Below are 11384 nucleotides of genomic sequence, written 5' to 3' on the forward strand. Positions count from 1 at the left end.
AACGGGTTCGGTGGGGGGACCAGGTGGAGGACCGGTCGCCGGCCGGGACGGTACCGGGCCGGTGACGTGGGGTCCCCCGGTCGGGAGCGGGCGGTCACGGGGGCGGACTGGTCGGGAGCGGGGGCCACGGGGGACGCCGGCCGGAGCGGGGGCCGCCGGGGCGTCGGCCGGGGGCGGTGGCGGTGCCGCCGGGGCCCGGCCCCGGCGCCCGGGCCGCAGCACGCCGGCTGCGGCGTCCCCGTCACCCCGCCCGGGCCGGCTCGGCCGTCGCCGCGCCCCCGGCCGGCCCGTCGCGGTCCGCCACGACCTCGCCCAGCACCCGGGCCGCCCTCTCCACGTCCGCGAAGCTCACGTACAGCGGGGTGAAGCCGAAGCGGAGGACGTCCGGGGCGCGGTGGTCGCCGACGACCCCCCGGGCGATCAGGCGCTTCATGACGTCCGCGGCGTCGGCACAGCGCAGGGCCACCTGGCTGCCCCGCTGCCCGTGGGGTCCGGGCGTCACGGAGGTGAGCCGGCCGGGCTCGGTGTACGCGGTGACGCACTCCAGGAAGAAGTCCGTCAGGGCCAGGGACTTGGCGCGCACCGCGGCGAGGGAGACGCCGTCCCAGACCTCCAGCGCCGCCTCCAGGGCCAGCATGGACAGGATGTCCGGGGTGCCGACCCGGCCGCGCGCGGCGCCCGGTGCCGGGGTGTAGGACGGGGCCATGCCGAAGGGTTCGGCGTGGGAGTTCCAGCCGGGCAGCGGGGAGTCGAAGCGGGGCTGCAGCGCGCGCCGGACGTACAGGTAGGCCGGGGCGCCGGGGCCGCCGTTCAGGTACTTGTACGTGCAGCCGACCGCCAGGTCGACCCCGTGCTCGTCCAGGCCCACCGGCAGCGCGCCCGCGCTGTGGCACAGGTCCCACACCGCGAGCGCGCCGGCCGCGTGGCTCGCGGCGGTGAGGCCGGGCAGGTCGTGCAGGCGGCCGGTGCGGTAGTCGACGTGGTTCAGCAGTACCGCCGCCGTGCGCCGGCCCAGCGCGGCGGGGACCTCCTGCGGCGTCACCGCGCGCAGGGTGCGGCCGGTGAGGCGGGCGGCGGACTCGGCGAGGTAGCCGTCCGTGGGGAAGGTGGTGGCGTCGACGAGGAGCTCGTCGCGGTGCTCGCCGGCCATGCGGACCGCCGCGACCAGTGCCTTGAAGACGTTGACGCTCGTCGAGTCGCCGACCACGATCTGGCCCGGTGCCGCGCCGACCAGCGGGGCTATGCGGTCGCCGATCCGCTCGGGCGCCGCCCACCAGCCGCTCTCCTCCCAGGAGCGGATGCGCAGTTCGCCCCACTGCCGGCGCACGACGTCCGCCACCCGGTCCGGGACGTGCGCGGGCAGGGCGCCGAGCGAGTTGCCGTCGAGGTAGACGGTGCCGGGGTCGAGGACGAAACGGGAACGCAGCGGCGCGAGGCCGTCCGCGGCGTCCAGTTCCTTCGCCCGCAGGGACGGCTCAGACATGGGACCTCGCCGTCCACAGCTCGGGGAACACGTTCTTGCGGGCGCGCTTCTCCAGCCAGGCCACGCCGGCGGAGCCGCCCGTACCGGGCTTGGCGCCCATCGCGCGCCGGGTGGCGACCAGGTGGTCGTTGCGCCAGCGCCACACCAGTTCGGCCACGTCGCTCAGCGCCTCCCCCAGACGGGCGAGCTCGGCGTCCTGGTCACCGGAGTAGATCTCCGCCCAGGCGGCCTCCACGGCGTCGCAGGGCTCGTAGGGCCGGGAGACGTCACGGCCGAGGACGGACGCCGGGACCGTGTGGCCGCGGCGCGCGAGGAGCCGTACGGCCTCGTCGTACAGGCTCGGCTCGTACAGGGCCTTCTCCAGTTCCGCGTGGACGCGCGGGGTGCCGCGGTGCGGGACGAGCATGGACGCGGACTTCTCGCCGAGCAGGAACTCCAGGCGGCGGTACATCGCGGACTGGAACCCGGAGCCCTCGCCGAGGGCGCCGCGGTACGCGTTGAACTGCGCGGGGGTCAGCTGGCCGAGCGGCTTCCAGGAGGCGTTCAGCGCCTCCAGCTCCCGCACCGAACGCTTCAGCGCCGCGACGGCGACCGGGACGTCGTCCGAGCGGAGCGCCTTCGCGGCCGTCTCCCACTCGTGCACGAGGACCGTGAACCACAGCTCCATGACCTGGCTCGTGACCAGGAAGACCATCTCCCCGGGATCGTCGGACAGGGTGTGCTGGAGGTGGGTGAGCACGTCCGCCCTGACGTAGTCCTCGTACGGCGTCGTACCCGCGAAGTCGAGGTGCGGGGTCTCGGGCTCAGCGGCCTCGGCAGGGGGGTGAGCCTGGTGGGACATCGCTGTCTCCTGTTGTTGCTCCGGGTGGCGGTCCGCCCCTGCCGATGCCGGCACGGGGGCCCCGGTCCCCAACCGAATCCTCCGCAATTCCCGCGGGCGCGGCAAGGCCCGTCCGCCGCCGGACGGGCCGCACCGCACCCCTCACGGGCCGTCCCGGGGTCAGCCGAGGGTCTGCGCCGCCGTCGGCGAGGAGTCCTCCAGGAACTGCGCGCAGCGCTCGTACTCCTCCTGCTCGCCGATCGCCTGCGCGGCGCGGGCGAGGGCGTGCAGGGCGCGCAGGAAGCCGCGGTTGGGCTCGTGCTCCCAGGGCACCGGGCCGTGGCCCTTCCAGCCACTGCGGCGCAGGGCGTCCAGGCCGCGGTGGTAGCCGGTGCGGGCGTAGGCGTACGACTCCACGACCGCGCCCCGCTCGTACGCCTCGTCGGCCAGCCGGGCCCAGGCGAGGGAGGAGGTGGGGTACTTGGCGGCGACATCCGCGGGCGCGGTGCCGGACGCCAGCAGCTCGCGGGGCTCCGGGACGTCCGGGAGGTGGGTGGGGGGCGGGCCGCCGAGGAGGTTCTCGTGAATCGTCATGGGCCCAGTCTGTCACCGGCGGCCGCGGCCGGCCGGTGGGTGCGGGCTCCCCGGGGGTTCCCGGACACCGGCCCGGCGTCCGGGCGCCCCCGGGCGCACGGCGGGCCCGGCGCCGCGGACGGCGGGCCCGGCGCCGCGGACGGCGGGCCGGGCCCCTCGGCGCGCGCCTCGCGGCGCCCGGTGCTCACTTGATCCGGTTGCCCGCCGAGCGCAGGTGCCGCGTGGCCTCGACGACACGCTTGGCCATGGACGCCTCGGCCAGCTTGCCCCAGGTGCGCGGGTCGTAGGCCTTCTTGTCGCCGACCTCGCCGTCGACCTTCAGGACGCCGTCGTAGTTCCTGAACATGTGGTCGGCGACCGGGCGCGTGAAGGCGTACTGGGTGTCGGTGTCGAGGTTCATCTTCACGACGCCGTTCTCCAGCGCCGTCAGGATCTCCTGTTCGGTGGAGCCGGAGCCGCCGTGGAAGACGAAGTCGAACGGGGACTGCTTGCCGAACTTCGCGGCCACGCCCTCGCTCAGCTCCTTCAGCAGCTCGGGACGGAGCACGACGTTGCCCGGCTTGTACACGCCGTGCACGTTGCCGAAGGAGGCGGCGAGCAGGTAGCGGCCCTTCTCGCCCAGGCCGAGGGCCTCGGCGGTGCGGATCGCGTCCTCGACCGTGGTGTAGAGGGAGTCGTTGATCTCGTGCGAGACGCCGTCCTCCTCACCGCCGGTCGGGGTGATCTCCACCTCCAGGATGATCCTGGCGGCACGGGCCTGCTCCAGCAGGTCCCGCGCGATCTCCAGGTTGTCGGCGAGGGTCTCGGCCGAGCCGTCCCACATGTGGGACTGGAACAGCGGGCCGAGGCCGGCGTCGACGCGCTTCTTGGAGAGCGCGAGCAGCGGGCGGACGTACCCGTCGAGCTTGTCCTTCGGGCAGTGGTCGGTGTGCAGCGCGATGTTGACCGGGTACTTCTCGGCGATGACGTGGGCGAACTCCGCCAGCGCGACCGCGCCGGTCACCATGTCCTTGCTGTACTGGCCGCCGAGGAACTCCGCGCCGCCGGTCGAGATCTGGACGATGCCGTCGCTCTCCGCCTCCGCGAAGCCGCGCAGAGCCGCGTTCAGGGTCTGGGTCGAGGTGACGTTGATGGCCGGGTAGGCGAACTTGCCTGCCTTCGCCCGGTCGAGCATCTCGTTGTAGACCTCGGGGGTTGCGATGGGCATCTGTCCGCTCCTTGGGTGTGCGGGTGAACGTTCTGCGTACTACGGCCCTGACCTAGACCTTGGGGGTGACGTCATCGTCGGCCCCATCTTTCCAGACCGGACGCGCCGGCCGACGCCCCCGGTCGAGTCCGGGTCGGAGGAGCGCGTCAGTCCAGACCCAGTTCGTCCTTCGAGAAGGCGAACCGGTACGGCACGCCCGCGCCGGCCTCGATCTTCTCCGCGGCGCCGGTCGCCCGGTCGACGATGGTGGCGACGGCGACGACCTCGGCGCCGGCCTCGCGCACGGCCTCCACGGCGGTGAGCGGCGAGCCGCCGGTGGTGGAGGTGTCCTCCACCACCAGGACGCGGCGGCCGGCGATCTCGGGCCCCTCCACCCGACGCTGCAGCCCGTGCGCCTTCGCCGCCTTGCGCACGACGAAGGCGTCCAGCTTCCTCCCGCGCGCGGCGGCGGCGTGCAGCATGGCGGCGGCGACCGGGTCGGCGCCCATGGTCAGTCCGCCCACCGCGTCGAACTCCAGGTCCGCGGTGAGGTCCAGCAGCACCCGGCCGACCAGCGGGGCGGCCTCGCCGTCGAGCGTGATGCGGCGCAGGTCGACGTAGTAGTCGGCCTCCAGACCCGAGGAGAGCGTCACCCTGCCGTGCACCACGGCCTTGTCCTTGATCTGCTGCAGCAGCGCGCCGCGTACGTCCGTCATGGCAGCCAGCTTAGAGGCGGCGCCAGCTCCAGGTGGTCGTGGCCTCCAGCGGCTCCAGCGGCGTGACCAGGCGGGGCAGGGTGTTGAGCCCGTTGGGCGGGCCGGTCTGCGGCTCCACGCACACGGCCTCCTCCTGCTCGTCGTAGACCACGACCCACTGCTCGCGGCTGGTCACCCTCAGCTCCAGCCGCCCGGGCCAGGTGAGGGTGACGTCGACGCCGTCGGGCATGCCGAAGCAGTCGTCCCAGGGGCCGGGCCGGGGGTCGATCCGGTTGCCGGTGGGCAGGTGGTCGTCGCCGCGCTCCTCCTGCCAGGCCGGGGTGAAGTCCAGCCGTACGTCCTCGCCGCCGAGGTTCCGGCGGAACCAGGGGTGCCAGCCGATCTGCGCCGGGAAGGAGGAGTCGTACGTCTCCACGGACATGGTCAGCGTCAGGCTGTCCCCGGTCAGGGTGACCACCTGGGTGACGCGGCCGGAGTGCGGCCAGGGGTCGGTCAGTTCGTGGGTGAGGACGGCCTCGTGGGCGGCGGTGCGGGCGGTGCGCCAGACACCGTCGCGGGCGGTGCCGTGGATGGCGTGCGGCGGGGAGTTGAGCGGCATCCGGCGGACGGTGGCGCCGTCCAGGAAGCGGCCGTCCCGGATCCGTCCGCACCAGGGCACCATCGGGAAGCAGCCGAAGCGCTCGCCCTGCCGCAGCAGCTCCGTGCCGCCGATCCGCAGCCCCCCGATGCGGCCGCCGTGGCCGGGCCGCACGGTCGCTTCCGCGTCGCCCGCGGTCAGCGTGATGTCTTCGTTGCTCACGGGACGACCCTACTGGGGCGATCAAGGGGGCGCCGCCGGGCGCGGAGCGGCGTCCGGCCGGCGTCCGCCGGGGGAACGGGGCCGCCCGGAGGCGGGCGAGGGCGCCGGCGGACGCGTCCGGCACCGCCCGGGCGGGCGGCGCCACGGCGGTGCTCCCGGACGGAGGCGGGCCGCACCGCGCTGCGCGGGACGGTCCCCGGTCCCGGTGGCTGCCGCGCGGGGCACGGACGCGGGGGCGCCGCACCCGCGGCGGCGCTCGGCTAACCGCGCCTGCGCAGGGCGCGGCCGACCACGATCGCCGAGGCCAGGGCCAGGGCGGCGGCCGGGGCCGCCCAGCGCAGGGCCTGGCTCGTGACCGGGGTCCGGGGAGCCGGTACGGGGGCGTAGCGGCCGCGCGGCGGAGCGTGGTCGACCTCCTCGGCGCTGCGTCCGATCATTGTGCGGCGCGCGTGCGCGGCCTCGGCGGGGGGCTCGCCCGCGCCGGCGAAGCCCCCGGGGAGGGGGGCGCCGGCCGGGGCCGCCCCGCCGGAGCCGGGTCCGGCACCGGGAGCGGCGTCGGCGTCCGCTTCGGCGTCCGCGTCCAGGGAGGGCGGGGGGACCTCGGTGTCGAACACGGAGACGTGGCCGGCCGCTTCGGAGTCCGGTCCCGCCTCCGGCCCGGTCCGAGCCCGGGGATCGCCCTCGGCACCGGAGTCGCCCTCGGCATCGGCATCGGCATCGGCATCGGCATCGAAGTCAGCCGCGGACCCGGAGTCGTCCTCGGCGTGCGGCACGGCCTCGGGTCCGGACCCGTCCTCGGCCCCGGACCCGTCCTCGGCACCGGGCCGGGCCCCGGCACCGGAGTCGGCCGCGGACCCGGTCCCCGCCCTGTCCCCCGCCTCCGGTTCCGCCTCGTCCCCGGCTTCCGGTTCCGCCCTCTCCCCCAGCCCCTCCGCGAAGCGCGTCAGCAGGCGGGTGAGTGCCGCGTTCACCGTGTCCCCCGGCAATTCCGCGATCCGTCCGTCCGCCTCGGCCGTGCCCTCGGCCGTGACGGTGGTGCCGCCCTCCGCGGCGGCGAGGCGCAGGGTGAGGGCGAGGGCGGCCCTGCCGGTGCCGCGGGCCTCGGCGGCCTCGCCCTCGACGGCGTACGCACCGTCCCCGCGCGGCGTGATCCGGACCGTTCCGCGGTAGGTGACGGAGTGTCCGCCGATCCGCAGCTTCAGCCGCCCGGAGACCGGTTCGGCGCCGGCGTCCTGCTGGAACCCGGGGACCGCCCGGGCGACTCGCACGGGATCGGCGAGCGCTTCCGCGAGCCGCTCGACCGCTGCCGGGACGAAGACCTGGTGCTCCATGTCGGTGCAGCCTACCCACCGGTGTCCGGATCGTACCCCCGTCCGCGCGGCACGTCGTCCCGGTCAGTACCGCGGATGCACCAATGTCGACGCGGCCAGCCCCTCCCGCCGGGTGCGCTCCGCCGCCGCCCCGTCCGCGCGCAGTCCGTCCTCGGTCAGGGTGCGCGGGCGCGGCCCTGCGGCGTCCAGGCGCGGCGGCGGTGCCGACCGGCCCGGCGCGGCCAGCAGGAACCCCCAGTCGCGCGGGGCTCGGGAGGCGCCGGCCGGGTGGCCGGGGACGCGGTAGGGGGAGGCGGCGAGGCCGGCCGCCCGCAGCGTCGCGGCGACCGTCCAGAAGGCGCGGGGACGGCTGACGGGCCCCCCGTACACGACCAGGCGGCCGTCGGCGGCGAGGACGCGGCGGACCAGGCCGTAGAACTCCTGGGAGTACAGCTTGGCGCCGGCGGTGACACCGGGATCGGGCAGGTCGGCGACGACGACGTCGTACGGCCCGCCGTGCGCCCGTCGCAGCCAGGTCAGGGCGTCGGCGATGGTGACGTGGACACGGGTGTCGCCGTAGGCGTGGTGGTTGAGGGCGGACAGGCCGGGGTCGTGGCGGGCCAGGCGGACCAGGCCGGCGTCGAGCTCGACGACGTCGACGCGGCGCACGTCCCGGTGGCGCAGTACTTCGCGCGCGGCCAGGCCGTCGCCGCCGCCGAGGACGAGGACGCGCGCGTGCGGGCCGGTCATCGCGGGGTGCACCAGGGCCTCGTGGTACCGGCGCTCGTCGTGGCCGCCGACGCGCAGCCGGCCGTCCAGGAAGAGGTCGAGGGGGCGGCCGCGGGTGCCGCCGGTGAGGACGACCTCCTGGACGCCGGTCCGCAGGGCGACCCGGACGTCCTCGCCGTACACCGCGTGCCGGGCGGCCCGCTCGAAGTCGGCGGCGAAGGCGGCGGCGCAGGCGAGGACCCCGAGCACGAGGAGGCCGGTGAGGACCAGCGTCCAGCGGGCGCGGTGGGTCAGGTCGCGGCCGAACAGGCCGAGGACCAGGGCACCGCCCGCCACGACGTTGACCGTGCCGGTGAGCAGCGCGCCGGTCAACTGGCCCAGGAACGGCAGCAGCAGGAAGGGGAAGGCCAGGCCGCCGGCCAGCGCGCCCACGTAGTCCGCGGCGAACAGGTCGGCGACCGCACCGCCCGCGTCCTGCCGGCGGATGCGCTGGATCAGCTCCATCAGCAGCGGGACCTCGGCGCCGACGAGCAGGCCGATGGCCAGGGAGAAGGCGACCAGGGTGCAGCGCGGGCCGTCGGCCCACAGCCCGCCCCAGTCGCCGGTCCAGGCGAACACGGCGTACAGCGCCATCGCGCTGCACCCCCCGACCAGCGCCAGCGCGGCCTCCACCGCGCCGAGGCCGGCGGCCGCGTGCCGGCGCAGCCGCTTGGCGGCGAGGGAGCCGATCCCCATCGCGAACACCATCACGGACAGCACGACGGACGCCTGGGTGACCGAGTCGCCGGTCAAGTACGAGGCGAACGCGACGAGTTCCAGTTCGTAGACGAGTCCGCAGGCCGCGCAGACGAAGGCGCACACGAGGACCAGGAACCGCCCGGCACCGGGTCGCACGGGCAGTCGGGCGGGCAGTCGGGCGGGGTCTGCCCGGGGCGGGGCGGCCGGTGGCGCGGGGGCGTACGGATCGATCACCTTGCGACCGTACGTCACGCACCGGGTGCGTTCCGTCACCCACACGCGCGGAACTCCGGGCGGTTGACCTGTTACGGGTTCACGCCGGTGCGGTCCGTTTCGCGTCCGTGGAGCCGGCGCCGTCCCCCGGGACCGGCCGCCGCCCGCCTCCCCGGCCCCGTCGCCCCGCGGGCACCCGCGCCCCGACCCGCGTGCGGGTGGCGACCAGTTGGCCGTCCTGCGGGTAGGCGTGCCAGGTGCGCCAGTGCACCTGGCCCTCGTGCCGGTGGGCCAGCATCGCGGTGAAGGCGTGCGGGCTGCCGGGGAAGACGCCGGCGAGGCCGTGCGGGTGGTCGGAGACGAGGGCCAGCAGCTCCTGGGCGCGGCCCGCGAACGACCCCGGGGTGAGCACCTCGACGCGCGCCGCGAATTCGTATTCCCAGTCGCCGGCCCGCTTGGTGACGCCGAGCGGCAGCGGGGTGCTGGACCCGGGGATGCACGCCACCGTCTCCGAACAACTGCCGCGCTCCTGCTGGAGCAGTACCTGGTGGGAAGCGCCGAGCAGCCTCAATTGCACTTTCGCGTCCGGCAGTTCCAGGTCGAGGGTGGCCAGGGCGGGGAGCGGCTCGCGGCCGAGGGCCCAGGCGAGGTCGGCGGCGCGGGTGTCGGTGTAGGAGGTGTTCAGGGTCGTGAGCATGGATCGGCTCCGCTAACGCGCAAGGAGAGGGGGAGATCGGCCATGTCAGCCCGTTCGGCCCGGCCGTCCTGGCCGGGGAGGGGGGTCTGCGGAACGTCCGCGGGGCTGCGCTGGTGAGTTAGAGGGAACCACGAACCGTGGCCGCACCACAGCGTTTTTACCCAACTTCGGAGGGTTTCCATCCCTCAGAGGGCTCCACAGCTCAACTGTTCAACTACGGCGTGCGCCGGGCGCGGTTCCGGACGCGGCCGGGCGCCCGCCGGATGCCTCCCCGGCGGGCGCCCTCGCGCGAGAGCTCAGCCGCCCCGTGTCAGCTGCCTCCCCCGCATCCGCCCCCGCCGCCGCACGAGGACCCCCCGCCGCACGACGACCCCCCGCCGCACGACGAGTGGCCCCCGCCCCCGCAGGAGTGGTGGCCGCCGGACGAGCCGCCGGAGTCGCCGGCCCACCAGCTGGTGCTCCCGTCGTACCCGCCCCGGGGCGAGGACCACGGGCGGGGCCTCCCGCCCCCCTTGCCGCGTCCTCCCCTGGAGGCCGCGGACGCGACGATCACGAAGCACACGACCGCGATCACCGCCACGACGAACACGGTGCCCATGGCGTCACCCACCTTCCGTTCCCCCCGAAGCGGCCCCCCGTGGGCGCCCCGCCGGTTCCGCGTCTGACGCGGTGACCGGGAGATGCCCGGGCGCCCGCGCGGCCAAAGCAGAGTTGAGGAAGTCCAGAGCTTGGGCGCAGGATGGCTGCCATGACCTCCAGCCCGCGCCCGCACCTCAACCGCCGTCTGACCGAGTTCGGTACGACGATCTTCGCGGAGATGTCCGCCCTCGCCCTGTCGACCGGGTCCATCAACCTCGGTCAGGGCTTCCCCGACACGGACGGCCCCGAGGAGGTCAGGGAGGCGGCCGTGCGGGCGCTGCGCGACGGGCGCGGCAACCAGTACCCGCCGGGCCCGGGCGTCCCCGAACTGCGCGCCGCGATCACCGCGCACCAGCTGCGCCGCTACGGGCTGTCGTACGACCCCGACACCGAGGTCCTGGTCACGGCGGGCGCGACGGAGGCCATCGCCGCCTCGCTGCTGGCGCTGCTGGAGCCGGGCGACGAGGTGGTCGCGCTGGAGCCGTACTACGACTCCTACGCGGCGAGCATCGCGATGGCGGGCGGCCGGCGCGTGCCGGTGACCCTGCGCCCGGACACCGGCGGCGGGACCGGGGAGGCCCGCTTCCGGCTGGACCTGGACGAGCTGCGCGCGGCGGTCACGGACCGGACCCGCCTGCTGCTGATCAACACCCCGCACAACCCGACCGGCACGGTCCTCACCCGCGCGGAACTGGCCGCGATCGCCGATCTGGCCGTGGAGCGGGACCTGCTGGTGGTGACGGACGAGGTCTACGAGCACCTGACCTTCGACGGCGCCGAACACCTGCCGCTCGCCTCGTTCCCCGGGATGCGCGAGCGGACGGTGACCATCAGCTCGGCCGGCAAGACGTTCTCGTTCACCGGCTGGAAGGTCGGCTGGATCACCGGCGCCCCCGATCTCGTCGCCGCCGTCCGCTCGGCCAAGCAGTTCCTGACGTATGTCGCATCCGGGCCCTTCCAGTACGCCGTGGCCGAGGCCCTGCTCCTGCCCGACTCGTACTTCGCGGACTTCCGCGCGGACATGCTGGCCAAACGGGACCTGCTCGCGGGCGGCCTGGAGCGGGCGGGCTTCAAGGTCTTCCGCCCGGCCGGCACGTACTTCATCACCACCGACATCCGGCCCCTCGGCGAGAGCGACGGTTTCGCCTTCTGCCGTGCGCTGCCGGAGGGCTGCGGGGTGGTCGCGATCCCCAACGCGGTCTTCTACGACCACCGCGAGCAGGGCGCACCCTTTGTCCGCTTCGCGTTCTGTAAGCGGACGGGCGTGCTGGAGGAGGCGGCCTCCCGGCTCAAGACGCTGGCCGCCTAACAGCCACAGACGTACCAGCGGATGCACCGGTCACACGGCCCGGTTGCTCCGAGCCGCCGCGCACCCGCACCCGACTGCCGCCTGGTGGACCGGGACACCGGTGATCGGCAGTCATATCACGCAGCCCGTCTGTCGGCGGACACGCTTCCAC

10 protein-coding genes are annotated in these 11384 nt (G+C 75.1%); 1 reads left to right on the forward strand and 9 read right to left on the reverse strand.

The annotated features are described in order from the left end of the window. Positions 1-241: 241 nt before the first annotated feature. The 9 genes from kynU to QQY24_RS14640 form a co-directional block, all read right to left on the reverse strand. Complete coding sequence (gene kynU / locus QQY24_RS14600) at positions 242-1483, reverse strand: kynureninase (RefSeq protein ID WP_301973115.1); 1242 nt, start codon at positions 1481-1483, stop codon at positions 242-244. After that, on the reverse strand, positions 1476-2324 hold the full coding sequence (locus QQY24_RS14605; protein WP_301973116.1) for a tryptophan 2,3-dioxygenase family protein: 849 nt from the start codon (positions 2322-2324) through the stop codon (positions 1476-1478). Before QQY24_RS14605 ends, kynU begins: the two co-directional genes overlap by 8 nt. 159 nt (positions 2325-2483) lie before the next feature. Continuing rightward, positions 2484-2897 (reverse strand): DUF3151 domain-containing protein, encoded by a 414-nt coding sequence (locus QQY24_RS14610; RefSeq protein WP_301973117.1) that lies wholly within the window; start codon positions 2895-2897, stop codon positions 2484-2486. A gap of 184 nt (positions 2898-3081) precedes the next feature. Next, positions 3082-4104 (reverse strand): class II fructose-bisphosphate aldolase, encoded by a 1023-nt coding sequence (gene fbaA / locus QQY24_RS14615; RefSeq protein WP_301973118.1) that lies wholly within the window; start codon positions 4102-4104, stop codon positions 3082-3084. A 146-nt stretch (positions 4105-4250) separates the two neighbouring features. Further along, positions 4251-4799 (reverse strand): orotate phosphoribosyltransferase, encoded by a 549-nt coding sequence (pyrE, locus tag QQY24_RS14620; RefSeq protein ID WP_301973119.1) that lies wholly within the window; start codon positions 4797-4799, stop codon positions 4251-4253. 10 nt (positions 4800-4809) lie between these two features. Further along, positions 4810-5598 (reverse strand): aldose 1-epimerase, encoded by a 789-nt coding sequence (locus QQY24_RS14625; protein ID WP_301973120.1) that lies wholly within the window; start codon positions 5596-5598, stop codon positions 4810-4812. 260 nt (positions 5599-5858) lie between these two features. Then, positions 5859-6929: an SRPBCC domain-containing protein gene (locus tag QQY24_RS14630; protein WP_301973121.1), complete on the reverse strand. Its 1071-nt coding sequence runs from the start codon at positions 6927-6929 to the stop codon at positions 5859-5861. 63 nt (positions 6930-6992) lie between these two features. Continuing rightward, positions 6993-8609 carry a polyamine aminopropyltransferase gene (locus QQY24_RS14635; RefSeq protein WP_301973122.1) on the reverse strand — a complete coding sequence of 539 codons (1617 nt, stop codon included), beginning with the start codon at positions 8607-8609 and terminating at the stop codon, positions 6993-6995. Between the two features lie 79 nt (positions 8610-8688). Further along, positions 8689-9285 (reverse strand): DUF2617 family protein, encoded by a 597-nt coding sequence (locus QQY24_RS14640; RefSeq protein ID WP_301973123.1) that lies wholly within the window; start codon positions 9283-9285, stop codon positions 8689-8691. Between the two features lie 739 nt (positions 9286-10024). Here QQY24_RS14640 and QQY24_RS14645 point away from each other — a divergent pair. Beyond that, a complete protein-coding gene (locus QQY24_RS14645) occupies positions 10025-11233 on the forward strand; it encodes a pyridoxal phosphate-dependent aminotransferase (RefSeq protein WP_301973124.1) in 1209 nt (402 codons plus the stop codon). Positions 11234-11384: the final 151 nt, after the last annotated feature.

The organism is Streptomyces sp. TG1A-8 (assembly GCF_030499535.1).
GTDB lineage: Bacteria > Actinomycetota > Actinomycetes > Streptomycetales > Streptomycetaceae > Streptomyces.

Bases quoted from the DNA above. Each gene is read 5' to 3' on its own strand.
- kynU (WP_301973115.1), bottom strand. From the start codon at position 1,483: ATGTCTGAGCCGTCCCTGCGGGCGAAGGAACTGGACGCCGCGGACGGC.
- QQY24_RS14605 (WP_301973116.1), bottom strand. From the start codon at position 2,324: ATGTCCCACCAGGCTCACCCCCCTGCCGAGGCCGCTGAGCCCGAGACC.
- QQY24_RS14610 (WP_301973117.1), bottom strand. From the start codon at position 2,897: ATGACGATTCACGAGAACCTCCTCGGCGGCCCGCCCCCCACCCACCTC.
- fbaA (WP_301973118.1), bottom strand. From the start codon at position 4,104: ATGCCCATCGCAACCCCCGAGGTCTACAACGAGATGCTCGACCGGGCG.
- pyrE (WP_301973119.1), bottom strand. From the start codon at position 4,799: ATGACGGACGTACGCGGCGCGCTGCTGCAGCAGATCAAGGACAAGGCC.
- QQY24_RS14630 (WP_301973121.1), bottom strand. From the start codon at position 6,929: ATGGAGCACCAGGTCTTCGTCCCGGCAGCGGTCGAGCGGCTCGCGGAA.
- QQY24_RS14640 (WP_301973123.1), bottom strand. From the start codon at position 9,285: ATGCTCACGACCCTGAACACCTCCTACACCGACACCCGCGCCGCCGAC.
- QQY24_RS14645 (WP_301973124.1), top strand. From the start codon at position 10,025: ATGGCTGCCATGACCTCCAGCCCGCGCCCGCACCTCAACCGCCGTCTG.